Source organism: Mycobacterium heidelbergense, assembly GCF_050205645.1.
Classification (GTDB): Bacteria; Actinomycetota; Actinomycetes; order Mycobacteriales; family Mycobacteriaceae; genus Mycobacterium; species Mycobacterium heidelbergense_A.
In genome coordinates this window covers 1-25,321 of the sequence record NZ_JBNMQT010000036.1, presented here as the reverse complement: position 1 = coordinate 25,321, position 25,321 = coordinate 1, and the positions used below count along the sequence as shown (strand labels likewise).

The 25,321-nt window shown below is 67.4% G+C and carries 24 protein-coding genes and 1 pseudogene; 9 read left to right on the top strand and 16 right to left on the bottom strand.

Going from position 1 to position 25,321, the window contains the following annotated elements:
• Positions 1-835 precede the first annotated feature (835 nt).
• Together gltB and ACQI5H_RS23715 are read left to right on the top strand one after the other, a co-directional pair.
• Positions 836-5,443 carry a glutamate synthase large subunit gene (gltB, locus tag ACQI5H_RS23720; protein WP_427081736.1) on the top strand — a complete coding sequence of 1,536 codons (4,608 nt, stop codon included), beginning with the start codon at positions 836-838 and terminating at the stop codon, positions 5,441-5,443.
• Positions 5,436-6,902, top strand: coding sequence for a glutamate synthase subunit beta (locus ACQI5H_RS23715; RefSeq protein ID WP_427081735.1), 1,467 nt, complete (start codon positions 5,436-5,438; stop codon positions 6,900-6,902). Before gltB ends, ACQI5H_RS23715 begins: the two co-directional genes overlap by 8 nt.
• A 343-nt stretch (positions 6,903-7,245) precedes the next feature.
• Here the strand turns inward: ACQI5H_RS23715 and ACQI5H_RS23710 are convergent, their stop codons facing one another.
• Positions 7,246-8,142, bottom strand: coding sequence for an LLM class F420-dependent oxidoreductase (locus ACQI5H_RS23710; RefSeq protein WP_427081734.1), 897 nt, complete (start codon positions 8,140-8,142; stop codon positions 7,246-7,248).
• A 50-nt stretch (positions 8,143-8,192) separates the two neighbouring features.
• Between ACQI5H_RS23710 and ACQI5H_RS23705 the strand changes: the two genes are divergently transcribed.
• Together ACQI5H_RS23705 and ACQI5H_RS23700 are read left to right on the top strand one after the other, a co-directional pair.
• The gene (locus ACQI5H_RS23705; RefSeq protein WP_427081733.1) at positions 8,193-8,624 is read left to right on the top strand and encodes a hypothetical protein; all 432 of its coding nucleotides are present in this window, start codon (positions 8,193-8,195) and stop codon (positions 8,622-8,624) included.
• A 21-nt stretch (positions 8,625-8,645) separates the two neighbouring features.
• Positions 8,646-9,656: a PHP domain-containing protein gene (locus tag ACQI5H_RS23700; RefSeq protein WP_427081732.1), complete on the top strand. Its 1,011-nt coding sequence runs from the start codon at positions 8,646-8,648 to the stop codon at positions 9,654-9,656.
• Here ACQI5H_RS23700 and dinB read toward each other — a convergent pair.
• Both dinB and ACQI5H_RS23690 read right to left on the bottom strand, forming a co-directional pair.
• On the bottom strand, positions 9,645-10,844 hold the full coding sequence (gene dinB, locus ACQI5H_RS23695) for a DNA polymerase IV (protein WP_427081731.1): 1,200 nt from the start codon (positions 10,842-10,844) through the stop codon (positions 9,645-9,647). The genes ACQI5H_RS23700 and dinB overlap by 12 nt on opposite strands.
• Positions 10,845-10,873: 29 nt before the next feature.
• Positions 10,874-11,515, bottom strand: a complete 642-nt coding sequence (locus ACQI5H_RS23690; protein WP_427081730.1) for a TetR/AcrR family transcriptional regulator — start codon at positions 11,513-11,515, stop codon at positions 10,874-10,876.
• A gap of 77 nt (positions 11,516-11,592) precedes the next feature.
• Between ACQI5H_RS23690 and ACQI5H_RS23685 the strand changes: the two genes are divergently transcribed.
• Entirely contained in the window at positions 11,593-13,062 is a 1,470-nt protein-coding gene (locus tag ACQI5H_RS23685; protein WP_427081729.1) for a flavin-containing monooxygenase, read from the top strand.
• Here ACQI5H_RS23685 and rraA read toward each other — a convergent pair.
• From rraA to ACQI5H_RS23640, 9 genes are all read right to left on the bottom strand, one after another.
• Entirely contained in the window at positions 13,059-13,541 is a 483-nt protein-coding gene (gene rraA, locus ACQI5H_RS23680) for a ribonuclease E activity regulator RraA (protein WP_427081728.1), read from the bottom strand. The genes ACQI5H_RS23685 and rraA overlap by 4 nt on opposite strands.
• Positions 13,538-13,963, bottom strand: a complete 426-nt coding sequence (locus tag ACQI5H_RS23675; RefSeq protein WP_427081727.1) for a nucleoid-structuring protein H-NS — start codon at positions 13,961-13,963, stop codon at positions 13,538-13,540. The genes rraA and ACQI5H_RS23675 overlap by 4 nt, the downstream gene beginning before the upstream one ends.
• Positions 13,964-14,039: 76 nt before the next feature.
• Positions 14,040-14,549 (bottom strand): copper resistance CopC family protein, encoded by a 510-nt coding sequence (locus ACQI5H_RS23670; protein ID WP_427081726.1) that lies wholly within the window; start codon positions 14,547-14,549, stop codon positions 14,040-14,042.
• The gene (locus tag ACQI5H_RS23665) at positions 14,546-15,217 is read right to left on the bottom strand and encodes a YcnI family protein (protein WP_427081725.1); all 672 of its coding nucleotides are present in this window, start codon (positions 15,215-15,217) and stop codon (positions 14,546-14,548) included. Before ACQI5H_RS23665 ends, ACQI5H_RS23670 begins: the two co-directional genes overlap by 4 nt.
• A gap of 15 nt (positions 15,218-15,232) precedes the next feature.
• Positions 15,233-15,889, bottom strand: a complete 657-nt coding sequence (locus ACQI5H_RS23660; protein ID WP_427081724.1) for a DUF6474 family protein — start codon at positions 15,887-15,889, stop codon at positions 15,233-15,235.
• A gap of 124 nt (positions 15,890-16,013) precedes the next feature.
• Complete coding sequence (locus ACQI5H_RS23655) at positions 16,014-16,412, bottom strand: transcriptional regulator (RefSeq protein ID WP_427081723.1); 399 nt, start codon at positions 16,410-16,412, stop codon at positions 16,014-16,016.
• Positions 16,413-16,953: 541 nt separating this feature from the next.
• Positions 16,954-17,487, bottom strand: a complete 534-nt coding sequence (locus tag ACQI5H_RS23650; protein WP_427081722.1) for a peptidase — start codon at positions 17,485-17,487, stop codon at positions 16,954-16,956.
• 149 nt (positions 17,488-17,636) lie between these two features.
• A complete protein-coding gene (locus ACQI5H_RS23645; protein ID WP_427081721.1) occupies positions 17,637-18,260 on the bottom strand; it encodes a superoxide dismutase in 624 nt (207 codons plus the stop codon).
• 173 nt (positions 18,261-18,433) lie between these two features.
• Entirely contained in the window at positions 18,434-18,592 is a 159-nt protein-coding gene (locus ACQI5H_RS23640) for a hypothetical protein (protein WP_427081738.1), read from the bottom strand.
• A 433-nt stretch (positions 18,593-19,025) separates the two neighbouring features.
• Here ACQI5H_RS23640 and ACQI5H_RS23635 point away from each other — a divergent pair, with 433 nt between their 5' ends.
• Complete coding sequence (locus ACQI5H_RS23635) at positions 19,026-20,057, top strand: DUF4328 domain-containing protein (protein WP_427081720.1); 1,032 nt, start codon at positions 19,026-19,028, stop codon at positions 20,055-20,057.
• Between the two features lie 4 nt (positions 20,058-20,061).
• Positions 20,062-20,886 (top strand): glycerophosphodiester phosphodiesterase, encoded by an 825-nt coding sequence (locus ACQI5H_RS23630; protein ID WP_427081719.1) that lies wholly within the window; start codon positions 20,062-20,064, stop codon positions 20,884-20,886.
• Positions 20,887-20,904: 18 nt separating this feature from the next.
• On the opposite strand, the gene ACQI5H_RS23625 is transcribed toward ACQI5H_RS23630, so the two are convergent.
• The gene (locus ACQI5H_RS23625) at positions 20,905-22,116 is read right to left on the bottom strand and encodes an LCP family protein (protein WP_427081718.1); all 1,212 of its coding nucleotides are present in this window, start codon (positions 22,114-22,116) and stop codon (positions 20,905-20,907) included.
• A 9-nt stretch (positions 22,117-22,125) separates the two neighbouring features.
• Complete coding sequence (locus tag ACQI5H_RS23620; RefSeq protein WP_427081717.1) at positions 22,126-22,926, bottom strand: DUF2470 domain-containing protein; 801 nt, start codon at positions 22,924-22,926, stop codon at positions 22,126-22,128.
• Positions 22,927-23,018: 92 nt separating this feature from the next.
• Between ACQI5H_RS23620 and pheA the strand changes: the two genes are divergently transcribed.
• Together pheA and ACQI5H_RS23610 are read left to right on the top strand one after the other, a co-directional pair.
• Positions 23,019-23,978, top strand: coding sequence for a prephenate dehydratase (pheA, locus tag ACQI5H_RS23615; RefSeq protein WP_427081716.1), 960 nt, complete (start codon positions 23,019-23,021; stop codon positions 23,976-23,978).
• Positions 23,975-24,661, top strand: coding sequence for a histidine phosphatase family protein (locus tag ACQI5H_RS23610; RefSeq protein WP_427081715.1), 687 nt, complete (start codon positions 23,975-23,977; stop codon positions 24,659-24,661). The genes pheA and ACQI5H_RS23610 overlap by 4 nt, the downstream gene beginning before the upstream one ends.
• 7 nt (positions 24,662-24,668) lie before the next feature.
• Here ACQI5H_RS23610 and ACQI5H_RS23605 read toward each other — a convergent pair whose 3' ends face one another.
• Both ACQI5H_RS23605 and ACQI5H_RS23600 read right to left on the bottom strand, forming a co-directional pair.
• Complete coding sequence (locus ACQI5H_RS23605; protein WP_427081737.1) at positions 24,669-24,863, bottom strand: hypothetical protein; 195 nt, start codon at positions 24,861-24,863, stop codon at positions 24,669-24,671.
• Between the two features lie 6 nt (positions 24,864-24,869).
• Positions 24,870-25,264: pseudogene (locus tag ACQI5H_RS23600) on the bottom strand (metallopeptidase family protein); the annotation flags it as partial.
• Positions 25,265-25,321: the final 57 nt, after the last annotated feature.

The window sequence follows — 25,321 nt, the reverse complement described above, 5'->3', positions numbered from 1 at the left end:
CGGCACCTCGACCACCGGCTGTCCGTGTTCGACGAATTCGCGGGCCAACAGTTCCCGGGTGCGCGGTGTGCGGATCCCTGGGCGCGGGACCGGGCGGGCGTGCAGCGGGGGTGCTGGGCTGGCCGGGCTGCAGACGGTTGCGCAGGAATTCGTCGCGCTCGTTCATGGGCTCCTCGGGTGCGGCCGTCCCATCGCCGACCGCCGGGCTTGGGCTACTACCGGACCAGTACCAGTCCAGTATCGCCTCCGGTGCCGGCTTAGATTCCTATTAATATCGTGCAAACTTAGCGCAGCGTCGGCGCGGTCGGCAGCGGCGTCCTCGGCCACCAGCCCAGCGGACCATCGGGCAAACGCGGCAACATTGCTGCCACGTCTTATCGCCAGCGGTGGCGAAGCCGCGGCCGTGGTTCGTGTAGGGCGCGAAAGCGCAAGCGAGCGGCTGGGCGGGGTCGCAGCAAACCGGCGTCGGCGCCCGGGGGCGGCGGGACGGCCCGTCGCGGCGACACCGCGGTGGCCCGACGACCGGCGCCAAAACAGCATGTCGAGACCGTGTCGAGAGTCTCCTGCAGCGAATTTACGGTGGCGCTACCTCGCAGGTTAGACTTGGGGAAGTTGGCATGTCAGGCGGTTTTTGTCATATCGTTTTACGACTTGTCGAGACCGGGTACTCGCCACCGTTCAGCGCAGCACGGACGATTCCCTGACCGGAACATATCCGCCTGGGGACAGCCTATCGACAAGACCGAAGGGGTTCAGCCCGCAACCTCCGGGTGCGGCCCCGCCGGAGCCGCAGACAACGGCCGTGCAGGAAGTTCTGGTGAAGGGTCAGGTGCGTATGACGCCCAAGCGCGCAGGGTTGTATAACCCCGCGTTCGAGCACGATTCGTGCGGGGTTGCCATGGTCGTCGACATGCACGGCCGACGCAGTCGCGACATCGTCGACAAGGCGATCACCGCGCTGCTCAACCTTGAACACCGCGGGGCCCAGGGCGCCGAGCCGCGCAGCGGTGACGGTGCGGGCATCCTCATCCAGGTCCCGGACGCGTTCCTGCGCGAGGTTGTGGACTTCGAGCTGCCGCCCCCCGGCAGCTACGCGACCGGCATCGCGTTTTTGCCGCAGTCGTCGAGGGACGCCGCAGCCGCCTGCGCCGCGGTGGAGAAGATCGCCGAAGCCGAGGGACTGCAGGTGCTGGGCTGGCGAAACGTGCCGACCGACGACTCGTCGCTGGGCGCGCTGTCCCGCGACGCGATGCCGACGTTCCGGCAGGTGTTCATGGCCGGAGCCTCCGACATGGCCCTGGAGCGCCGCGCCTACGTGGTCCGCAAGCGCGCCGAGCACGAGCTCGGCACCAAGGGCCCCGGCCAGGACGGGCCGGGCCGCGAAACGGTGTACTTCCCCAGCCTGTCGGGCCAGACGCTGGTCTACAAGGGAATGCTTACCACGCCGCAGCTCAAGGCGTTTTACCTTGACCTGCAAGATGATCGGCTGACCAGCGCGCTGGGCATCGTGCACTCCCGGTTCTCGACGAACACGTTTCCGTCGTGGCCGCTGGCCCATCCGTTCCGCCGCATCGCCCACAACGGCGAGATCAACACCGTCACCGGCAACGAGAACTGGATGCGCGCCCGTGAGGCGTTGATGAAGACCGACATCTTCGGGTCGGAAGACGACCTGGAGAAGTTGTTCCCGATCTGCACGCCGGGCGCATCCGACACCGCTCGCTTCGACGAGGCTCTCGAGCTGTTGCACCTGGGCGGCCGCAGCCTGGCCCACGCGGTGCTGATGATGATCCCCGAGGCCTGGGAGCGCAACGAAGCGATGGACCCCGCACGGCGGGCGTTCTACCAGTACCACGCGTCACTGATGGAGCCGTGGGACGGCCCGGCGTCGATGACCTTCACCGACGGCACCGTCGTCGGTGCCGTGCTCGACCGCAACGGCTTGCGCCCGTCGCGGATCTGGGTCACAGACGACGGCCTGGTGGTCATGGCTTCCGAGGCCGGGGTGCTCGACCTGGACCCCTCGACGGTGGTCCGCCGGATGCGGCTGCAGCCGGGCCGGATGTTCCTGGTCGACACCACGCAGGGCCGCATCGTCTCCGACGAGGAGATCAAGGCCGAGCTGGCCGCCGAGCACCCCTACCAAGAGTGGCTCGACAAGGGACTGGTTCCGATCGACAAGTTGCCGGCCGGCAAATACGTGCGGATGCCCCACGAGCGACTTGTCCGGCGGCAGCAGACTTTTGGCTACACCTACGAGGAACTCAACCTGTTGGTGGCGCCGATGGTCCGTACCGGCGCCGAGCCGATCGGATCGATGGGAACCGATACTCCAGTCGCCGTGCTGTCGCAGCGTCCCCGGATGCTCTACGACTACTTCCATCAGCTCTTCGCTCAGGTGACCAACCCGCCGCTGGACGCCATCCGCGAAGAGGTGGTGACCAGCCTGCAAGGCACCACCGGCGGTGAGCGCGACCTGCTCACGCCGACCGAACACTCCTGTCACCAGATCTCGCTGTCACAGCCGATTCTGCGGAATTTCGAACTGGCCAAGCTGGTCAACCTCGACCCCGAGGACAAGGTCAACGGTCGCCCACACGGCATGCGCTCCAAGGTGATTCGCTGTCGGTACCCCGTCGCCGAGGGCGGCGCAGGGCTGGCGGCCGCGCTCGATGACGTGCGGGCCCAGGCATCGGCGGCGATCGCCGATGGTGCGCGGGTCATCATCTTGTCCGACCGTGAGTCCGACGAGCAGCTGGCTCCCATCCCGTCGCTGCTCGCGGTGTCGGCGGTGCACCACCACCTGGTGCGCGACCGCACCCGCACCCACGTGGGCCTGGTGGTCGAATCCGGTGACGCCCGCGAGGTCCACCACATGGCGATGCTGATCGCGTTCGGCGCCGCCGCGGTCAACCCGTATCTGGCGTTCGAGTCGATCGAAGACATGATCGATCGCGGCGCGATCGACGGTTCCGGAAACGGCTCCTCAAATGGGCTGGACCGCCACACCGCGCTGAACAACTACGTCAAGGCCGCCGGCAAGGGTGTGCTGAAAGTGATGTCCAAGATGGGCATTTCGACGCTGGCGTCCTACACCGGCGCGCAACTGTTCCAGGCGGTGGGCATCTCCGAGGACGTGCTCGACGAATACTTCACTGGGCTGAGCTGCCCGACCGGCGGCATCACCCTCGACGACATCGCCGCCGACGTCGCCACCCGGCACCGGCTGGCGTACCTGGATCGGCCCGACGAGCGCGCCCACCGCGAGCTCGAGGTCGGCGGGGAGTACCAGTGGCGCCGTGAGGGCGAGTACCACCTGTTCAACCCGGAGACCGTTTTCAAGCTGCAGCACGCGACCCGCACCGGCCAGTACAAGATATTCAAGGACTACACGCGTCTGGTCGACGACCAGAGCGAGCGGATGGCGTCGCTGCGCGGGCTGCTCAAGTTCCGCGCGGGTGTGCGCCCGCCGGTTCCGCTCGACGAGGTCGAGCCCGCCAGCGAAATCGTGAAGCGCTTCGCGACGGGGGCGATGAGCTACGGATCGATCTCCGCCGAAGCGCACGAGACACTCGCCATCGCGATGAACCGCCTGGGCGGGCGATCCAACAGCGGTGAAGGCGGCGAGGACGTCAAGCGTTTCGATCGCGACCCGAACGGGGATTGGCGTCGCAGCGCGGTCAAGCAGGTCGCCTCGGCCCGATTCGGCGTCACCTCGCACTACTTGACCAATTGCACCGACATCCAGATCAAGATGGCGCAGGGGGCCAAACCCGGTGAGGGAGGCCAACTTCCGGGGCACAAGGTGTACCCGTGGGTGGCCGAGGTCCGGCACTCCACCCCGGGCGTGGGACTGATCTCACCGCCGCCGCACCACGACATCTACTCCATTGAGGACCTGGCGCAGCTGATCCACGACCTGAAGAACGCCAACCCGGCCGCCCGGGTGCACGTGAAGCTGGTTTCCGAGAACGGCGTGGGCACGGTGGCCGCGGGAGTGTCCAAGGCGCACGCCGACGTGGTGTTGATCTCGGGTCACGACGGCGGTACCGGCGCGACCCCGCTGACGTCGATGAAGCATGCCGGCGCGCCCTGGGAGTTGGGTCTGGCCGAGACGCAGCAGACGCTGCTGCTCAACGGTCTGCGCGACCGGATCGTGGTCCAGGTGGACGGTCAGCTCAAGACGGGCCGCGACGTGATGATCGCCGCACTGCTTGGCGCCGAGGAGTTCGGCTTCTCCACGGCCCCGCTGGTGGTGTCCGGTTGCATCATGATGCGGGTATGCCACCTGGACACCTGCCCGGTCGGGGTGGCCACCCAGAACCCGGTGCTGCGGGAGAGGTTCAACGGCAAGCCCGAGTTCGTCGAGAACTTCTTCATGTTCATCGCGGAGGAAGTCCGGGAGTACATGGCGCAGTTGGGCTTCCGTACCTTCAACGAGGCCGTCGGGCAGGTGGGATCGCTCGACACCACGCTGGCGCGGGCGCACTGGAAGGCGCACCGACTGGACCTGACGCCCGTGCTGCATGAGCCGGAATCGGCGTTCATGAACCAGGACCTGTACTGCAGCTCGCGCCAGGATCACGGCCTGGACAAGGCGCTTGATCAGCAGTTGATCGTGATGAGCCGCGAGGCACTGGACTCGGGCAAACCGGTGCGGTTCTCCACCACCATCGGCAACGTCAACCGCACGGTCGGAACCATGCTCGGCCACGAGCTGACGAAAGCCTATGGCGGGCAAGGCTTGCCGGACGGAACAATCGACATCACCTTCGACGGATCCGCCGGCAACAGCTTCGGCGCCTTCGTACCCCGAGGAATTACCCTGCGCGTCTACGGCGACGCCAACGACTACGTCGGCAAGGGTCTTTCCGGCGGGCGCATCGTGGTGCGGCCGTCCGACAACGCACCGCAGGACTACGTCGCCGAGGAAAACATCATCGGCGGCAACGTGATTCTGTTCGGCGCCACCAGCGGGGAAGTCTATTTGCGCGGCGTGGTCGGTGAACGGTTCGCGGTGCGCAACTCCGGCGCCCACGCTGTGGTTGAAGGCGTCGGCGATCACGGTTGCGAGTACATGACTGGAGGCAAGGTGGTCATTCTGGGCCGCACCGGCCGTAACTTTGCGGCCGGCATGTCGGGCGGCGTCGCCTACGTCTACGACCCGGATGGCGAATTGCCGGAGAACCTCAACGCCGAGATGGTCGAGCTCGACAGCCTCGACGAGGACGACGTCGAGTACCTGCACGGCGCGATCCAGGCGCACGTGGACGCCACCGATTCCGCTGTGGGCCAGCGCATCCTGGCCGACTGGCCCGGGCAGCGGGGGCATTTCGCCAAGGTGATGCCGCGGGACTACAAGCGGGTACTTCAGGCGATCGCCGAGGCCGAGCGTGACGGCGTCGACGTCGACAAGGCGATCATGGCGGCCGCGCATGGCTGATCCGAGCGGCTTCCTGAAATTCACACATAGGGAATTGCCGAAGCGCCGGCCTGTCCCGTTGCGGTTGCGGGACTGGGACGAGGTCTACGAAGATTTCGACGAGAACACCCTGCGCCAGCAGGCGACCCGCTGCATGGACTGCGGTATTCCCTTCTGTCACAATGGTTGTCCGCTGGGCAACCTGATCCCGGAATGGAACGACCTGGTGCGCCGGGGCCGCTGGCGCGATGCGATCGAGCGGCTGCACGCCACCAACAATTTTCCCGACTTCACCGGCCGGCTGTGTCCGGCACCCTGTGAACCGGCGTGTGTGCTTGGCATCAACCAGGATCCGGTGACGATCAAGCAGATCGAGCTGGACATCATCGACCGGGCCTTCGAGGAAGGCTTCGTGGTGCCGTTGCCCCCGGACAAGAAGACGGGCAAACGGGTCGCGGTAGTGGGATCGGGCCCGGCGGGGCTGGCCGCCGCCCAGCAGCTGACGCGCGCCGGTCACGGTGTGACGGTCTTCGAGCGCGACGACCGCATCGGTGGGCTGCTGCGCTACGGCATCCCCGAGTTCAAGATGGAAAAGCGCGTCCTGGACCGTCGGCTGGACCAGATGCGCGCCGAGGGAACCGAATTCAAGGCCAGCGTCAACGTCGGCGTGGACATCACCGCCGAACAGCTGCTGGCTGACTTCGATGCGGTGGTGCTGGCCGGCGGTGCCACCGCCTGGCGCGATCTGCCCATTCCGGGCCGCGAATTGGACGGCATCCATCAGGCGATGGAGTTCCTGCCGTGGGCCAACCGCGTGCAAGAGGGCGACGACGTCCTCGGGGCCGACGGTGAGCCACCGATCACCGCCAAGGGCAAGAAGGTCATCATCATCGGGGGCGGTGACACCGGCGCCGACTGCCTGGGCACCGTGCACCGACAGGGCGCGGTCGCCGTGCACCAGTTCGAGATCATGCCGCGTCCGCCGGACACGCGTGCCGAGTCGACCCCGTGGCCGACCTACCCGCTGATGTACCGGGTGTCGGCGGCCCACGAAGAGGGCGGCGAGCGGGTCTTCTCGGTCAACACCGAGGAGTTCATCGGCAAGGACGGGCACGTCACCGCGCTCAAGGCGCACGAGGTGGCGATGCAGGACGGCAAGTTCGTCAAGGTCGAGGGTTCCGACTTCGAACTCGAGGCCGATTTGGTGCTGTTGGCAATGGGATTCGTCGGCCCGGAGAAGCCGGGCTTGCTCACCGAGCTGGACGTGAAGTTGACCGAGCGCGGCAACGTCGCGCGCGGCGCCGACTTCGACACCTCGGTGCCCGGCGTCTTCGTCGCCGGCGACATGGGTCGTGGCCAGTCGTTGATCGTCTGGGCGATCGCGGAGGGCAGGGCCGCGGCGGCGGGCGTGGACCGGTATTTGATGGGTTCGACGGCGCTGCCGGCACCCATAAAGCCGACGGCCGTGCCGCTTCAATAAGTCACACCAGCCACAGTAGAAACACCAATATCAAATTTCGGCGTTTCTGCCACCGTTTGCCAGACCACTGTTGTGTAATAGGTCGTTGTGGGCTCTGTCACATGCAAGTCACAGGGGGAGTCCCGTGGAACGGACCGATCGCAGGAGTGATCACTGTGCACATCAACCCGGTACCCAGATCACGGATGGGGCGAATCGCCTGGTCATGGTTTCGTCACCCCATGAAGAGCCGCGAATTTCCGGCCAAGCAGGAGCGTCTGGTAACCGCTGAAGAGCTGATGGCTTTCGGGGTGTAGCCGATTGGCTTGCGCATCCGCGCGGTGCGCGTCACGTTTGCTCAGCGTTACCTTTTCGTTATCTTGCCAACCACGTCGTCAAATTTTCGAATATCAGCCATTCCAGAGCCCGAATCCCGGATCGCTTCCGCTAACGGTTCCAGGACGGCGGGGTCGTGCGGCGGTGAGAGGTACACGATGCCCAGGTCCAGTCCCTCGGCCGCCAGCCCGGCCGCATCCTGAACCACCTGTCCGTAATTGAGGTCAGCTTCCAGGCGGAGGTGAGCCGACAGGGTGATCTCTTTGGGATCGCGTCCGATGTCCGCGCAATGCGAGAACAGCACGTCGCGCTTGTGCGCAAATAGCTCCGGCGGCCCGCCGACGAAGTTCCAGTGCTGCGCGTAGCGCGCGGTGATCCGTAACGTGCGCTTTTCCCCGCTGCCGCCGATGCAGATCGGTGGATGCGGTCGCTGTACGCCCTTGGGTTCGTTGCGGGCACCCTTGAGCTGGTAGTACTTGCCCGCGAAGTCGGTGGTCTCTTCGCTGAGCAGGCTGGTCAGCACCGCACACGCTTCCTCGAACCGGTCGAAACGTTCTCTGATGCTGCCCAGTTCGATGCCGTAGGCGCCCGACTCCTCCTCGTTCCAGCCGGCGCCGATCCCGAGCTCGAGACGTCCGTTGGAAATGATGTCGAGCGCGGCCGCCATGTTGGCCAGCACGGCCGGATGCCGGTAGTGAATGCCGGTCACCAGCGTGCCCAGCCGCAGCCGCGAGGTGGCCTGCGCCAGCGCGGTGAGCGTCGTCCAGCCCTCCAGACAGGGTCCAGCGCTGTCGGAAAAGATCGGGTAGAAGTGGTCGAACGTCCACCCGGACTCGTAGACGTCGATGTCGTCGGCGGCCTGCCAGACGGCGAGCATCTGTGCCCAGGTGGTGTTTTGGGGTGAGGTCTTGAACGCGAATCGCATGCACCCGACGTTAGTCGGTCTCTATGAATCCCAACTAAACTCGATCGACCATGAACAGCGCCCTCGGATTCGACACCAAGATCACCCTGCTGGCGGCCGGACTGATCTTTCTGCTCGCACTGGTGCTCGGCGTCTGGAAGTACCGGCAGATCATGGTCGCGGAGGACCATCGCGCGCATCCCTACGTCGACATCGCGCACCGCGCGGCCTTGCTGTACTCGTTCGCGACGCTGCTGATCGCGGTGTTCGTCGAATTCAGCGCGTGGCCCGCGTGGGTCAACCTGACCGCGGCGATGGTGGCCGTCTTCTTCTTCGTCGCGGCCATCGCCAGCTACATCAGCCATGGCGCGCGCCGCGACACCACCAACCAGTTCGAGAGGCCCGACCGCGGCCTTCGGGCGATGATGTTGCTGCTTATCGCCGGCGAGATCGGCGGCTTCGGCGTGGTGCTCGCCGGATTCATCGTCGGGCAACTGTTGTAGCCGAGCGGGCACACTGGAGCCATGGATCCGGTAACCGCGCTGCGGCAGATTGCCTACTACAAGGACCGGAGCCGCCACGACCCGAAAAGGGTCATGGCGTATCGAAGAGCGGCCGACATCATCGAGGGCCTCGACGACGCCGCGCGGGAACGCCATGGGCAGGCCGACAGCTGGCAGTCGCTGCCGGGCATCGGGCCCAAGACGGCCAAGGTGATCTCTCAGGCCTGGGCCGGCCGTGAACCGGACGCCCTGGTCGAATTACGATCCGCCGCAACCGATCTCGGCGGCGGCGAAGTGCGGGCCGCGCTGCGTGGGGATTTACATCTGCATTCGAACTGGTCCGACGGTTCGGCGCCGATCGAGGAAATGATGGCCACCGCGGCGGAGCTGGGCCACGAGTATTGCGCGTTGACCGATCACTCGCCGCGGCTGACGATCGCCAACGGGCTCTCGCCGGAGCGATTGCGTAAGCAGCTCGACGTGATCGAGGGGTTGCGCGACGAGTTCGCGCCGATGCGCATCCTCACCGGAATCGAGGTGGACATCCTCGACGACGGCAGCCTGGACCAGGAACCCGAGCTGCTCGAGCGCCTCGATGTGGTCGTGGCCAGCGTGCATTCGAAGTTGTCGATGGACGCGGATGCGATGACGCGACGGATGGTGCGCGCCGTCTCCAACGGCCATGCCGACGTGCTCGGCCACTGCACCGGCCGGCTGGTCGCCGGGAACCGCGGCATCAGGCCCGAATCGAAATTCGACGCCGAGGCGGTGTTCACCGCCTGTCGCGATCACGGCACCGCCGTGGAGATCAACTCCCGTCCCGAACGTCGCGATCCGCCCACCCGCCTGCTGAACCTGGCGCTGGAAATAGGCTGCGTATTCAGCATCGATACCGACGCGCACGCCCCCGGCCAGCTCGATTTCCTCGGCTACGGGGCCCAGCGCGCGCTGGACGCCGGGGTCCCGGTGGAGCGGATCGTCAACACCTGGCCGGCCGAGAAGCTGCTGGAGTGGACCGCGTCAGTCGGGTAGGTGCGGCATCTCCCAGCCGGGGTCGCGGCCGACCAACACCCCACGGGTGAGCGCGGACTTGCCGTAGCGCTGCCGCACCCGGTCGACTGCGTCGTCGATGTTTTCCAGCGCCGGCGCCCCCGCGAACGGCAGCATCAGCTGTTGAGCGCCGGTGCGATCGATTCCCGACACCGCGAACCCGACCAGGGTCAACCCGCGCTGCGCGATCAGCGGCGCCGCCGAAGCCAGCAGCTGCCGAGCGGCGGCGAGGATGGGCTGTGTCGACGACGTGGCCCACGGCAGCGTGCGCGACCGGGTTGCCCGGCCGAAGTCGTCGAACCGCAGCCGCAGCACCACCGTGCGACCAGTGCGCCCGGCGGTGCGCATGCGCCCGGTGATCCGGTCGATCAGGTTGACCACCACCGCGTCGACCTCGGCGGGCGACATGCGATTGCCGGCCGCGCCCAGCGCCCGCTGGGCGCCCACCGACCTGCGGCGCACACCGGTGGTCACCCGCCGGCGGTCGATGTTGCGGGACAGCGCATACAGCTGGCGGCCCATCGCGGCGCCGAGCAACGAGGCCAGCGTCGACTCGCTGAGCTCGGCGACGTCTGCGACGGTCGCGATGCCGTGCGTCTGCAGCTTGTCGGCGGTCACCGCGCCCACTCCCCACAGCCGCCGCACCGGCAGCGGGCGAAGAAACGCCAGCTCCCGGTCGGGGGGCACCAACAGGAGCCCGTCGGGCTTGGCTTCCCGGCTGGCGACCTTCGCAAGAAATTTGGTCCGCGCGACCCCGACCGTGATGGGCAACCCGATGCGGTCGCGGACGTCGGCGCGCAGCCGCTCCCCGATCCGCAGCGGTGTGCCGGACACCCGGGCGAGGCCGCCGACATCGAGGAAGGCCTCATCCACCGACACGGCCTCCACGATCGGTGTGACGTCGCGGAACACCTCGAAGACCGCGTCACTGGCGCGGGTGTATGCGCTCATCCGGGGTGGCACGACGACGGCTTGCGGGCACAGCCGCCGTGCTTGTCTTCCGCCCATCGCGGTGCGCACCCCGTAGGCCTTGGCCTCATAGCTGGCCGCCAGCACCACCCCGCCGCCCACGATCACCGGGCGGCCACGCAGGGAGGGGTCGTCTCGCTGCTCTACCGAGGTGTAGAACGAATCGAGATCCGCGTGCAGGATGGACGCGTCACACCGCACGAACGTATGTTCGCACGGGGCTACGACAGTTAGCCGGGTTCGCCGTAGATGCTGCTGACCCAGATATGGGTGAGAGTGTCGACGACCCGGTCGGGGTGGACTGCGGGCGTCTGCGCGGACAGGGCGGCCATCATGGTTCGCTCGTTCATCTGGTTCAGCGAGGTGGCCAGGTCCGCGGCCGGAACCGTCTCGGGCGCGGCGCCACGCGCCCGCTCGGCGGCGATCATGGTGGCCGTCTGGTCGATCCATTTCTGCATGAACCCCGACCACACGGTCCGCAATTCGGTACTGGTGGCCAGGGCCTCCGTCGCCGCTCGGGCCAGCCTGCGGTGCGTCGCGAACGCGGTGTAAAACGCCTTGATGCCGTTGCGCCACACCCGGCGCGGGTCCGCGGGTAGGCGCTGCACCGCCCCGTCGAACTCCGAGTCGGCACTCGCGATCACCGGTTCGAGCAGCGACAGCAACACCGCCTCTTTGGACTTGAAATAGAAGTAGAAGGTCGGCCGCGACAGCCCGGCGCCCTTGGCCAGGTCGTCGACCGAGATGTCCGCGAACGAGCGCTCTTCGAGCAGCCGTTCGGCGGTGGCAAGGATCGCCTGCTCGCGGTCGTCGCCCGACGGTCGCGCGGAACGGCGGCCGCGCAGGGCGCGAGTCGGGCTGGCGGTGGTCACGGGCGCTACTTTACACGGTGTTGAGCTTTTCGACAGGGTGTTGACTCACTCGACGCAGCGTTGATAGCGTGGCGAACATGACTGAGCACCTCGACGTCGTCATCGTGGGCGCGGGAATCTCCGGCGTGAGTGCGGCCTGGCACCTGCAGGACCGCTGCCCGACCAAGAGCTATGCCATCCTGGAGCGCCGCGACGACCTGGGCGGCACGTGGGACCTATTCAAATACCCGGGCATCCGGTCGGACTCGGACATGTTCACGCTCGGTTTCCGGTTCAAGCCGTGGCGTTCCGCGCAGTCGATCGCCGAGGGCGATTCGATCAAGGCCTACATCAAGGAAGCCGCGGTCGAGAACCGAATCGAACCCCACATCCGCTACCGCCACCGGGTGGTGGCCGCGGATTGGTCCGACGCCGACAACCGCTGGGCCCTGACCGTGGAGAACGACGGCCAACAGCACGAAATCACCTGTTCGTTCCTGTTCGCCTGCACCGGCTACTACAACTACGACGAGGGGTATTCGCCGACGTTCGCCGGCTCGGAGGACTTCGGCGGCACGATTGTCCATCCGCAGCACTGGCCGCAGGACCTCGACTACGCGGGCAAGAAAATCGTTGTCATCGGGTCCGGCGCGACCGCGATCACGTTGATCCCAGCCCTGGTGAACTCGGGCTCCGGCCACGTGACCATGCTGCAGCGCTCACCGACCTACATCGGCTCGTTGCCCGGGGTCGATCCCTTCGCCGAGCGGTCCAACCGGCTGCTGCCAGATCGCCTCGCGCACATGGCGAACCGCTGGAAAGCCATCGCGTTCAGCACCTTCCAGTACCAGCTTTCGCGGAAAGCCCCCGCCTACATGCGCAAGACGCTGATGACGATGGCTCAGCGGCGCCTGCCGAAAGGCTACGACGTCGAGAAGCACTTCGGGCCGAAGTACAACGTGTGGGACCAGCGGCTGTGCCTGGCCCCCGACGGCGATTTCTTCCGGACCATCCGGCACGGCAAGGCTGATGTCGTCACCGACACCATCGAGCGGTTCACCAAAACCGGAATCAAACTGGCGTCGGGGGAGCACTTGCAGGCCGACATCATCATCACCGCGACGGGATTGAATATGCAATTGCTGGGCGGGGTCAGTCCGTCCAGAAACGGTGTGCCCACCGACCTCACGTCGTTGATGACCTACAAGGGCTTGATGTTTTCCGGGGTCCCGAATTTCGCCATCACCTTCGGATACACGAACGCGTCATGGACGCTGAAGGCCGATTTGGTCTCCGAATTCGTCTGCCGGTTGCTGAACTATATGGACGCCAAGGGTTTTGACACCGTGGAGCCGCAGCACCCGGGCGACGCCGTCGACGAGTTGCCGTTCATGGATTTCAACCCCGGCTACTTCCAGCGCTCAATGCACTTGCTTCCCAAATCGGGTTCGCGCGCGCCGTGGCGGCTCAAGCAGAACTACTTCTTCGACATGCGAACGATCCGGCGCGGCAAGATCGCCGACGAGGGCCTGCGGTTCGCGAAAAAGCCTGTTGCAGTGGCGGTTTAGCGATCTGACGTGATGACGATTCCGTCGTCGTCGCTGTAGGCGGTGTCGCCGGGAACGAATGTCACCCCGCCCAGCGTGACCTCGACGTCGCGCTCGCCGGCACCGGTCTTGGTGCTCTTGCGGGGATTGGTGCCCAGCGCCTTGATACCGATGTCGATACTCCGCAATGTCGCGGCGTCGCGCACCGCCCCGTTGATGACCAGCCCGGCCCACCCGTTGGACCGCGCCAATTCGGCGATGACGTCCCCGACCAGCGCGGAGTGCAGGGAGCCGGCGCCGTCGATCACCAGCACGCCGCCCGCACTCGGCTGCGAGAGAACCGATTTCAGCAACGCATTGTCTTCGAAGCACCGGACGGTGCTGATCGGCCCGGCGAACTGCGCGCGCCCCCCGAACTGGCGGAACTGGACGTCGCAGCTGCGAACGTCGGGCCCGATGCTGTCGACCAGGTCGGCGGTGGGCCGGAACGACGCGGTCAACGGCGGCGCAGTTGCCGGATCAGCACGATGGCCAGGAGGCTGACCGCGAGGGCCACCAACAGCGGCACCGGCAACTGGCTCGGGGCGGGTGCCGGCACATCGGCGGGCAGTGGGTTGTTGGCGTCGTCTACCGTCGACTTAGCCTGTGCCGCAGCGTCTTTCGCGGCGGCCGCAAGCTGGCCGTTGGTTTCGATTTGCCCCTGCGCGGCCGGCTGCGGTGCCGTGGGTTCGGGGCTTTTGGCGGGTGCTTTTTTCGCCGGCGCCTTCTTGGCTGCCGCTTTCTTCGCGGGAGCCTTTTTCGCGGGTGCTTTTTTGGCGGGCGCTTTTGCCGCCTTCTTGACCGCCTTGGCGGGCGGCTTCTTCTCCGGCGGTGTCGGTGCGCCGTTGGATTCGCTGTTGGGTTGGTCCTCGGGGTCTGCCATGCGGCCGCTCCTTTGCAGCTTTCTCTCGCTTTTGTCTAGCGCACCGGGTTGTCGCGTCCCATCATGCCAGGGCCGCTCACGGCCTGCGCCGGAGCGCCCATAGGCCGCCCGCGGCGACGAGCGCCGCCGCCACCACCACAAACGGCCAGACGGGGATTCCGCGGCCGGTGTGGTTGGCGGCGGCGGGCCCGGGCGTGCCGGTGCCCGGGACAGTCAGGCGAAACGACCAGGATCCCGACACCACGTGGCCATCGGCGGACGTCACCCGGTAATTCACCGTGTAGGTTCCGGCCGGCCCGAGCGGGCGCAGGCCGATACCCACGACCGCGCCCTGGACCGTCGGCTCGCCGGTGGACCACACGTTGCCGTCCGGTCCGACGACCGTCATGGCCGCGAACGTGGTCTGCAATCGCTCGTTGAACGTCGCGCTCACCCGGTCGGGACCGGTCGTCACGACGGCGTTGTCCGCGGGCTCGGCGGACACGCGCGCGGCGTGCGCGAACGCCGCTGGCGCGGTGAGGGTCGCGGTCAACGCCATGGCGGCCAGCAGCAGCCCCGCCCCCGCGATGACCACCGCGCGCCTCATGCTCGTCGACGCACCAGTACAAGACAGATGGCCAACGCGCCGACGACCAGGGCCGCCCCGCCCAGCAGGCGGGCGGTGTTGTCGGGCGATTGCGACTGCCCGGGTGCGCCCGCATGATCGGCCGATGCCGACGGGTGGTGTTGGTGCGGTGCCACCGGTCCCGCGGCGAGGGTCAGCAGGGGTACCGGATGCTCGGGCTCACCACCGCCGGGCAGCGGCGGCTGGTCCCACTTGACGATCGTTCCGTCGGAATAGGTCTGTGTCGCCGGGAAGCTGACGGTGTCGGTCTCGGGTAGTTGCACCGATATCCGAAACAGCGCGAATTGATCGACTCCGATGCCGCCGTTGGGCGCGGCGGTCCACGTCACCGAGCGGACCGTGCCCGACGCCGCGTCGCGGTCGAGCTTGGCGGTCCAGCCGGGCATGGTTTCGGTGCGCGCGGCCGCCACGTCGGGAAGCGTGACGGTCAGCGCAGTGGTTGCGGCGCCCTTGTCGGATTCGTTGGGTACCTGAAAGGTGACGATGGCCGTCGCGCCGCGTACGGCGTTGTCGCTGCTGGCGTGAACGTGCGCCCACGCGGGCGCGGTCGTCGCCGCCGAGCCCACATAGAGCGCCGCGGCGATGCCGACCGCGATCAGGACGCGCGAAATCCACCCGTCAAATGTCATGTCCGGCAGCCGCTTTCAGGTCAACCCGAGCCGGGCCATCAGGTCCGCCTCGATGCCGTCGAGTTGCGACGAGATCGCGCCGTGGGCCGTGCGGCGTCGCGCGGCGGGCATGTTCTCCGCGGCGGTGACGGCGGCCGAAAGGTCGCTGAGCCGTTCGCTGATGGCGCCGACGAACTGCTTGGTCTCGGCGTCTTTGGGCTTCTTGTCCTGCACCATCCGCAAGGATTTCTCGGACCCGGCGATGCGTGCCGACAGCTCGGCGCCCTGCCCGGAGAACTGGCCGATCTGAGCCAACGGAATCCCGAGCCGATCCGCGCGGCGCTGGTCGATCAGCGCGCGTGCCGCCACGGCGGCCCGGTAGATCAGCGGGGTCAGGATCGGGGCCAGCAATCGGGATACCGTCAGCAGCCGGCGGATGCGCGTCGGTGACAGCAGCTTGCCTTCCCGCGCCGCCTTGAGTTCGGCCTCGGCGACTTTCAACGCCGCGCGGTCGCTGTCGCGCTGGGATCTGATCTGCGCCCGGAGGGCCTTTTCCGCCGCTCGCCGATCGCCCTTGATGCGGCGAACCTCGTTTTTGGCAGCCAGCTTGGCCTCGAGCCTGGCGCGGGCCTTGATCGCGCGAGCCTCGGCGCGACGTGTCGCGCGACTTTTTCGCTTGCGGAACAGGGCCATTCCCGGCCGCCTCCCGGTATCTCGTGGACTGTCGCTCTCGCGTGTACGCGATCCGTGAGCCAACCCTAATGGGAATGGGACGGCGGCAGCCCTTCAGGTCGGGCCGCGCTGCCGTCACGTGCGCTTACGCGCCGAGCTGTTCCTTGCGGCGCAGCTCGTTGACCCGCTCGACGATGTCCTGCTGGGCCTCGGGAGACAATTCGGCGGCACCCAACGCGATGCGGCGCACGCCGTCGTCGCGCATCGTGGCAAGCCACGACAATTCCTTGTCGAGCTTTTCGTAGTACTCGTCGTCAGTGAAGTACGCCGGCTTGATGCGGAAGAAGTTGGCCAAGGCGGCCATGGTCGCTGTGGACGGGTTAGTCCGGTTGCCGGAGCGTAGCTGCGACAGGTAGGGAGCCGACATTGTGATGCCCTCCGCCTTGAGCGCCGCGATCACCTCCGCGGAGGTGTGCGGCCCGCGTCCCGGTGGGTAAACCGTGTCGAACAGGCGGTTCAGGCGGGCGGCGAACGTCGTGCTCATCGATAAGACCCCCACTGTGCTGTAGAAGTGAACTGTTACCTATGCATATTTGCTCATGGTAGCGAGCGTTTAAGTCCGCGACCAAGTGCAAACCCGAGCGGTTTTGGTACCGGCGTTGCTGGAGCCGGCCAATTCCTCACTTGACGAGCGTCTAACTAATTCGCTGGGGTGTCCACAAAATATCCGAAACTCACAGGTTATCCGCAGAGTGAGGGTTGGGCGTCACGGTGGCGGGCGGCCGGTTTGCGCCGCGGCGCGGCGATCGGACGCATCGCTGGCCGATTGCACCCGAACCACCAGGCAACTCGAACCCATCGAGAGGCTCATTTGCTGCCAGGTTTGCAAAGCGGGGAGGAAACGGACCGTAGGTACACCTGTGAGGGCCGCGGACATACCTCTGGCGGGTGGCTGCCGGATCCGGCGGGGTCAGCGGACGGCGCCGTCGGCGCCCAGGCGCCGGGTGACCTCGCGGCGATCGAAACTGCCCTTCGCCGCCGCGACGCAGAGTTTGCGCGACCGCGATCGCCCCGGTGGCCGTCGCCTATGCCGCAAGCAGCATCGCCAGGATCGCGGTATCGGGATGGCTGATGGGATCGACGCCGACGCGACTCACCATGGACGTGATGGTGCCGTCGGCTTCGGCTTCCACCCAGGCCGCGCGGTGCTCGAGCCCCAGATAGGGCAAGCCGGGCAGCAGTACGCATCCCGACGCGGCCCCCGTACATTCCGGCAACGAGGGCGTGGTCTCCGAGGGCGGATGCAGCATCAGCAATGCGGGGGGCTGATGATCGCCGAAATACCCCGGCTGGATTGCTGATTCACCGAAGACGGTGCCCTCGGCCAGTACCAGGCCGACGGTGCCCGGCTCGGGTTCGTCGGGCAGCTCCTCGCGGGCGCCGAACACCGTTGTGGTGGAGAGCAATCCGGGCAATGAGGCGACGCGGACCGCGACCATCAAAAGCTGGGCCCACTCCTTCGTCGAATCGGGCCAGCGTCCGGAGATGACGAACCCTTTCAGGGCACCACGGGAGTGGAAGGGGGCGACCCCTATCGGTCCACCTGAGCCAGTGTCCACCTCGACCTCCGCGCGACGACTTCGCCTAACCACGCTGGTAGCTCGAATAATTAAGCATGCCTGCGGTTCAGGCGCGTTGCAACTCGACACGACGTAAAGGCAAGGGCGCCACGCGATCCGCGTGACGCCCCAGCGCTGAAGAAACGGTTTTAGCCGAAAATCAGGCCCTTGGTCTTGGTGGTTGCTGCCTTGTACCGGTCCTGCACGTCGGCCCAGTTGACCACATTCCAAAACGCCTTGACATAGTCGGCCTTGACGTTCTTGTACTGCAAGTAGAAGGCGTGCTCCCACATGTCGACCTGCAGCAAGGGGATGATGCCGAGCGGGACGTTGGCCTGCTGGTCGTACAGCTGGAAGGTCAGCAGCTTGCCGCCGAGTGAGTCGTAGCCGAGTACCGCCCAGCCCGACCCCTGCAAGCCGTTGGCGGCCGCGCTGAACTGAGCGCGGAATTTGTCGAACGAGCCGAACGCATCGTCGATGGCGGCGGCGAGGTCACCGGTCGGCTTGTCACCACCGTTGGGCGACAGGTTCTTCCACCAGATCGAGTGGTTGACGTGGCCCCCCAGGTGAAAGGCCAGGTTCTTCTCGTTCAGGAAGATCGCGGCATGGTCATCGTTGGCGCGTGCCTCCTCGAGTTTGGCGATGGCGTCGTTCACGCCCTTGACGTACGTGGCGTGGTGCTTGCTGTGGTGGATCTCGTTGATCTGCCCGGAGATGTGCGGTTCCAGCGCTGCGTAGTCCCAGTCCAAGTCGGGCAGGGTGTATTCAGCCACGGCATTCCTTTCCTCGATGATCGTTGGTGATCGTCTCTTGACGCGCATGGGCGCGGGGTTCGCGACGCAAGGGCCTGGCCCCCGGCTTCACAAGTCAACCCTGCTCCATGACCGCGCGCGTCGCAAGAACGACCGCTAAGAGGCGGTAACCCGGAAACCCGATCGGCGAAACGTCAGTACAGGACGATGATGACAAGAACCGCGAGCAACGCCAGCGCGATCAGGCCCGCGCGCAGGGCGGCGACGCTGTAACTGTGGTTGCAGGCGGGCGAGCCGGAATACGAGTTCGAGGGGGCCGGGGAACCCGGGCCGAACGACTGCATGGCCATCATGCGCCTTTCACCAGCACGTCCACCGCACCGCAGTGAGGTGAGTCACAACGACTTTTTCGTGATGGCGATCATAACCCGTCCCGCGAGGCATGGAAAAACATCCCGTATAAAGGCGGCTGAGCTGCAGATTCGTCATGGCGGACGGCGCGAAGCACGCCAGCCTGGCCGGGTGGGCCGCCGCCCCGGGCACACGCACCGCGCGGGTGCTTAGTACGCCAATCGATTTCGCTCGGCCACCGCCCGGGGTTGTCGATGGCGCGCCCCGAACGGCCGGTCGTTATCCACAATTGTGGCCCGGCTCGGCGGATCGCGGCATGTACCACGGGTAAACACTGACCCGGCCGTTGTGGATAAGCCTGTGGAAACTGTGGATAGCCATGGGTAACTGTTCACGTTGCGGAGGGGTTGCGAGCTGCCGGGCTAGGCTGGTCCGGTGATCCAGGTGTGCTCCCAGTGCGGCACGCGGTGGAACGTGCGCGATCGGCGGCGCGAGTGGTGCCCCCGCTGTCGCGGCGCCCTGATGGCGCCGCTCGCGGACGCGCCCGATCCACGATGGGGCCCGGGTGGTGGCCCGGCCGCACCGGCGCAATCCCCCCGGTGGCGCACCCCGCCGCGGCTGCCGCCCGGCTTCCGCTGGATAGCGGTCCGCCCCGGCGCCGCACCCCCCATGCGACGCGCACGACGGCCTCTCGGGCCCACGCCGCGCTATGCCGTGATCCCGCGCTGGGGTCTGGCCGACCGCGTCGAGCAAGCCCCCGCGCCGGCCGAAAAGCCAACGCAGACAGGGCCATCCGCCGCGGCGGTGCGCAGCAGCGTTTTCGTCGGCGTGTTGGTGCTGAGCATCGCGGCCCTGGTGTACGTCGTGCGGTACGTGCTGCTGGTGGTCAACCGCAACACGTTGTTGAACTCCGTGGTGGCCATCGCCGCGGACTGGCTCGGGATCCTGGCCAGTGTGGCGGCGCTCGCGGCGGTGATCACGTCCGGGGTGATGTTGATCCGCTGGTTGATCGCGAGGCGGGCCGCGGTGTTCTCGCATCACAGGCTGCCCGAGCCTCGCTCGGTCCGCGCGCTGTGGGCCGGCTGCGCGGTGCCGCTGGCGAATCTGCTGTGGGCTCCGGTGTACGTCATCGAGCTCGCGACGATGGAGGAGCATTACGCCCGGTTGAAAAGACCGATCCTCCAATGGTGGATCGCTTGGATTTTCAGCTACGCGATTTCGATCTTCGCTATTTTTTCCAGCTTCGCCACCGACGCACAGGGCATCGCGAACAACACCGTGTTGATGGTGTTCGCGTATCTGGTCGCGGCGGCCACCGTGGCCGCCGCGGGCCGGGTCTTCGAGGGCTTCGTACGCAAGCCCGTCGAACGGCCCGCGCATCGCTGGGTCGTGGTAGAGCCCGATCGACCCGCGGGGGCCGGGTCGTCCGGTCAGGTTGAGTTGCAGGGGCAGGAACCGGCAGCATAGGGATATGACGTGGGCCGACGAGGTGCTCGACGGGCATCCTTTTGTCGTAGCCCATAGGGGGGCGTCGGCCGCTCGTCCCGAACACACGCTGGCCGCATACGATCTCGCGCTCAAGGAAGGCGCCGACGGTGTCGAATGCGATGTGCGGCTGACCCGCGACGGGCACCTGGTTTGCGTGCACGACCGCCGGCTGGATCGGACCTCGACCGGAGCGGGTCTGGTCAGCACGATGACCCTGGCCCAGTTGCGCGAGCTCGAATACGGTGCGTGGCACGACAGCTGGCGCGCGGACGGCACGCACGGCGATACCAGCCTGCTGACGTTGGACGCGCTCGTCAGCTTGGTTCTGGACTGGCACCGGCCGGTGAAGCTGTTCGTCGAGACCAAGCACCCGGTTCGGTATGGCTCGCTGGTGGAAAGCAAGTTGTTGGCACTGCTGCACCGGTTCGGCATCGCCGCACCGGCCTCGGCCGCCCGGTCCCGCGCGGTGGTGATGTCGTTTTCGGCGGCCGCGGTCTGGCGGATCCGGCGGGCCGCGCCGATGTTGCCGACGGTGCTGTTGGGCAAGACCGCCCGGTACCTGGCCAGCAGCGCGGCCACCGCTGTCGGGGCCACCGCCGTCGGGCCGTCGCTGGCGGCGTTGAAGGAGTATCCGCAACTCGTCGACCGTTCCATCGCCCAGGGCCGCGCGGTCTACTGCTGGAATGTCGACGACTACGAAGACATCGACTTCTGCCGGGAGGTCGGGGTGGCGTGGCTGGCCACGCACCACCCGGGTCGCACGAAGGCCTGGTTGCAGAACGCCCGCACCGACCGAGTCGGCGACTAGTTCGGCCGGCGGCGGTCGCTACTGCGGTCCCTGCAGCGCCTCGCCGGGCACCGGACGGTCGGAGGCCAGCGCGTCGAACAACTTGGCGGCCACGTCGTGGTTCCACACCACCACCGCGCCGGCGTCACCGCTGCTGAACTCACCGATCGGGACGGTCACCGAGGTGATGGTCCCGTGCAGCGCCCAGCCGAGCCGGGCGAGGTCCCACACCTGATCCCCCTGATCAACGGTCAGGGCATCGGCGGCCGCGCGCGGGACCGAGTACCAGCGCACCGGATTTAGCCACACCGCCGGGCTGGACGCGCGGCGCAACAGCGCCGACATGAACTGCCGTTGGTTGACCATCCGGTCCAGATCCGCCCGCGGTGTGGCGCGGGACCTGACATACCCCAGCGCGTTGCGGCCCTCCAGCTTCTGGCAGCCGGCCGGCATGTCGATGCCTGCCAGCGAGTCGGTGATCGGCGCGACGGGGCACACGGTGATGCCGCCGAGCGCGTCGACCAGCGCCGCGAAGCCGCCGAACCCGATCTCGACGTAGTGGTCGAGGCGCAGGCCGGTTGCCTGCTCGACCGTTTGAGTCAGCAGGGCCGCCCCGCCCATCGCGAACGCGGAGTTGATTTTGTCCTTGCCGTGACCGGGGATCGGCACATACGAATCGCGCGGTATCGAGACCATCGTCGCCGGGGTGCTCGAGCCGAACGACGGCACATGCACCAGCAGGATGGTGTCGGTGCGACCGGCGCCGACGTCGCCGCCGGTGGACAGATCCTGTTGCTGATCGGCGGTAAGGCCCTCCCGGCTGTCCGAGCCGACGAGCAGCCAATTCGTCCCGCGCCCGGCCGCGGGCCGGTCGGGGTAGTCCGCGAGCACCGCCGCGCGGTGCAGCGTTTTGTCGAACCAGATGGCTCCGCCGACGAGGCCCGCGCCGGCCATCAGCGCGGCGATCAGCAGACCCAGGGCCACCCGCCGGCCCCAGCGGCGCTTGCCGCGCTTGCGGCCGGTCCGGGGCGGGCCGGGTCGCGGTGGGGGCTGGGACGGGTGCGGTGAGACGCGTTGCGGGACGGGGGCATTGACACGGGAGACCGGCTCGGGCACCCGGCGCTGCGGCACCGTCTCGGCGTTCGGCGACGCCGCACCGGTTTTGCGGTGGATTACCTGCGGTGGCTCCGGGCGCGCTGGGCGCGGCGGGACCGGGTTTTCAGGCCGTCGTGAGGATCGGTCGCCGGTCACCCAGATAACTTACCGGCGGGCGCGCAGCCCGTTGATGAACGGGCAGCCCATCAGCACCCGGATCGCCTGCCTCAGCCCGATCATGTCGTCCACCGGTTTGTGGAAGGGCAGCCGGACGTCATGGTCGCCGTCGTTGCCTTCGATGCGAAACCGCATGCCGTAGCGATCCAGCCCGAGTGGCCGAACGCGGCCGCGGCGCAGTGGCGCGGGCAACCTGGACACCAGCCGTGCGACCACGTCGCCGTGGGCCTTGTCCAAGTGCCACAGCAAGCTCGACTCGACTTCGCAGAACGGGTCGGGGCGAGCCGCGAGCAGGTCCGCCACGCTGATGGCCTCGGCCCCGGTGGCGTCGGTCACCACGACGGACGCGATCTCGAGTCGCAGCAGCGTGTACCGCTGCTCCGTCCCATCCGAAGGCATCGACCGGGGGGTATCGATTTGCAGCAATGCCGGATCCGGACACTCGGTGGCGATCAGATCAAGGGTCTTCGTCACCGCGCCCGGTGGGAACTGCTGCAGGCGGCCGCGGACCCACACCAGGGAGCGGACGGGTTCGCGCAAGGGCAGCGGCGCGTAGTCGGTCAGCTCGAGCAGCGCCTGCGACCCATCGACGCCGGCGGCCCCGCCGTCCCGGTCGGCCGGCAGCGCCACGGCGAAGGACCCGTCGTGCATCAGGTGGTGCACCGGCGTGGCGACCGGTTCCTCGCGCGCGTGCTCGTTCTCGATCGCCAGGAGCGCGCCGCCGGCCCGGGTGCAGGCGCTGCGGATGCGTTCGGCAGTCGTCGGCGCGGCGCTGGTCAGCGGTAACATCGTTCTCCAATCGAATTAGGCAAGCCTAAGTTAACTTAGATCACGGGGCGCCGCAAGCCTTGTTTGGCGCTGGCCGCCGTTAGGGTTGGAGCGTGGTCCGCATTGCCTATCTGGGTCCCGAGGGGACCTTCACCGAGGCGGCGCTGCTCCAGATGACGTCGGCGGGGCTGGTTCCCGACCAGGGGCCGGATGCCTTGCGCCGGTTGCCGATCGAGAGCACGCCGACGGCACTGGACGCCGTCCGCAACGGCGACGCCGACTACGCGTGCGTGCCGATCGAGAACTCGATCGACGGGTCGGTGATGGCCACCCTGGATAGCCTCGCCATCGGCTCGCCGCTGCAGATTTTCGCCGAGACCACGCTGGACGTCGCGTTCAGCATCGTCGTCAAACCCGGGCGCAGCGCCGCCGACGTGCGGACGGTGGCGGCGTTCCCGGTGGCCGCCGCCCAGGTTCGGCAATGGCTCACCGCCCACCTGCCCAACACCGAACTGCGACCCGCCTACTCCAACGCCGACGCCGCGCGACAGGTGGCCGACGGCAACGCCGACGCAGGGGTGACCTCGCCGCTGGCCGCCGCGCATTGGGGGCTCGCGGCCCTCGCCGATGGTGTCGTCGACGAACCCAACGCCCGCACCCGCTTCGTGCTGGCCGGACTGCCGGGGACGCCTCCGGGCCGCACCGGCGCCGACCGGACGTCGGTGGTGTTGCGCGTCGACAACCAACCCGGGGCCCTGTTGGGCGCGCTCGCCGAATTCGGGATTCGCGGCATCGACCTGACCCGGATCGAGTCCCGACCGACCCGCACCGAGTTGGGCACCTACCTGTTCTTCGCCGACTGCATCGGCCACATCGACGACGACGCCGTCGCCGAGGCACTCAAGGCGCTGCACCGTCGTTGTGCCAACGTGCGATACCTGGGTTCGTGGCCGACGGGTGCGGCCGCCGGGGTGGTGCCGCCGCCGGCGGACGAGGCGTCACGCTGGCTGGAGCGCCTGCGGGCGGGCAAACCGGAGCCCGCCCAGGATGCGGCGCCGGGGTTTGCGCAATGAGCGGTCGTCTGGTGCTGGTGCGACACGGCCAGTCCTACGGCAACGTCGAACGCCGGCTGGACACCCGGCCGCCCGGGGCCGAGCTGACGCCGAAGGGCCGCGACCAGGCCCGGGCGTTCGCCCGCGGTTCCGGCCGGCCCGCAATGCTCACGCACTCGATCGCCACAAGGGCGTCGCAGACCGCCGCGGTAATCGGTGCGGCGCTCGACGTCGCCACCCACGAGGTCGTCGGCATCCACGAGGTGCAGGTCGGCGAACTGGAAGACCGCAGCGACGACGACGCCGTCGCGGAATTCAATGCGATCTACGACCGCTGGCACCACGGCGAACTCGACGTGCCGCTGCCCGGCGGCGAGACCGGCAGCGAGGTGTTGGACCGCTACGTGCCGGTGCTCACCGACCTGAGGATGCGCTACCTCGACGACGACGAATGGGACGGCGACATCGTCGTCGTCAGCCACGGCGCGGCGATCCGGCTGGCTTCCGCGGTACTGGCGGGAGTGGACGGAAACTTCGCGCTGGACAACCACCTGGACAACGCCGAGTCGGTGGTGTTGGCCCCGATCACCGATGGGCGGTGGAGTTGTGTGCGGTGGGGAACGCTGACGCCGCCGTTCTACCCACAACCCGAAGCCACGCCGGTCGCGGACGCGGTGCGGTCAAGCACCGACCCGATGGGCTGACGGGCGATCAAACGGCCAGGGCGACGGACTCCTCGGTGCAGCCGCAGCCGACGGCGTCGCAGTCGATGACGAACGCGTGCGGCAACAGCTCGGGACTGGCGCAGTCCGGCTCGGTGCACTCCGACCGGTGCAGCCAATGGCGAATGATGGTGCCGTGGCAGTGATCTAGTCCTGCCCGGCAGTCGCGGCAGTCCGTGTTCATGAGTGAGTTCATAGCACCCGGCGCGGACAAATCCGGGATGCCGCGCCCAGTCAGGCCCAGCCCAGTTCGTGCAATCGGTCGTCGTCGATGCCGAAGTGGTGGGCGATTTCGTGGATGACTGTGATCGCCACCTCCTCGACGACCTCCTCGTCGGACTCACAGACGTCCAGCAGCGCCTCGCGGTAGATCGTGATGGCGTCGGGCAGCGCTCCGCCGTAGTCGGAGTCACGCTCGGTCAGCGCCACGCCTTCGTAGAGGCCGAGCAGTTCGGTGTCCTCGGGATGCCGGTCTTCGACGAGCACGACGACGTTGTCCATCGCCGCCGTCAACTCGGGCGGGATGAGGTCGAGCGCGTCGGAGACCAACTCGTCGAACCGCTGCGGATCCATCCGCACGGCCACCCGTTACCCCGCGGGTGGTGCGGCCGGCGCGGGCGGCGGCTCCGCCGGGGGCGGGGG

Bases quoted from the DNA above. Each gene is read 5' to 3' on its own strand.
- ACQI5H_RS23620 (WP_427081717.1), bottom strand. From the start codon at position 22,926: ATGTTACCGCTGACCAGCGCCGCGCCGACGACTGCCGAACGCATCCGC.
- ACQI5H_RS23670 (WP_427081726.1), bottom strand. From the start codon at position 14,549: ATGAGGCGCGCGGTGGTCATCGCGGGGGCGGGGCTGCTGCTGGCCGCC.
- ACQI5H_RS23710 (WP_427081734.1), bottom strand. From the start codon at position 8,142: ATGCGATTCGCGTTCAAGACCTCACCCCAAAACACCACCTGGGCACAG.
- ACQI5H_RS23700 (WP_427081732.1), top strand. From the start codon at position 8,646: ATGGATCCGGTAACCGCGCTGCGGCAGATTGCCTACTACAAGGACCGG.
- ACQI5H_RS23610 (WP_427081715.1), top strand. From the start codon at position 23,975: ATGAGCGGTCGTCTGGTGCTGGTGCGACACGGCCAGTCCTACGGCAAC.
- ACQI5H_RS23665 (WP_427081725.1), bottom strand. From the start codon at position 15,217: ATGACATTTGACGGGTGGATTTCGCGCGTCCTGATCGCGGTCGGCATC.
- ACQI5H_RS23640 (WP_427081738.1), bottom strand. From the start codon at position 18,592: ATGATGGCCATGCAGTCGTTCGGCCCGGGTTCCCCGGCCCCCTCGAAC.
- ACQI5H_RS23715 (WP_427081735.1), top strand. From the start codon at position 5,436: ATGGCTGATCCGAGCGGCTTCCTGAAATTCACACATAGGGAATTGCCG.
- ACQI5H_RS23660 (WP_427081724.1), bottom strand. From the start codon at position 15,889: ATGGCCCTGTTCCGCAAGCGAAAAAGTCGCGCGACACGTCGCGCCGAG.
- gltB (WP_427081736.1), top strand. From the start codon at position 836: ATGACGCCCAAGCGCGCAGGGTTGTATAACCCCGCGTTCGAGCACGAT.
- ACQI5H_RS23705 (WP_427081733.1), top strand. From the start codon at position 8,193: ATGAACAGCGCCCTCGGATTCGACACCAAGATCACCCTGCTGGCGGCC.
- ACQI5H_RS23605 (WP_427081737.1), bottom strand. From the start codon at position 24,863: ATGAACACGGACTGCCGCGACTGCCGGGCAGGACTAGATCACTGCCAC.
- ACQI5H_RS23685 (WP_427081729.1), top strand. From the start codon at position 11,593: ATGACTGAGCACCTCGACGTCGTCATCGTGGGCGCGGGAATCTCCGGC.
- ACQI5H_RS23655 (WP_427081723.1), bottom strand. From the start codon at position 16,412: ATGAGCACGACGTTCGCCGCCCGCCTGAACCGCCTGTTCGACACGGTT.
- ACQI5H_RS23675 (WP_427081727.1), bottom strand. From the start codon at position 13,963: ATGGCAGACCCCGAGGACCAACCCAACAGCGAATCCAACGGCGCACCG.
- ACQI5H_RS23630 (WP_427081719.1), top strand. From the start codon at position 20,062: ATGACGTGGGCCGACGAGGTGCTCGACGGGCATCCTTTTGTCGTAGCC.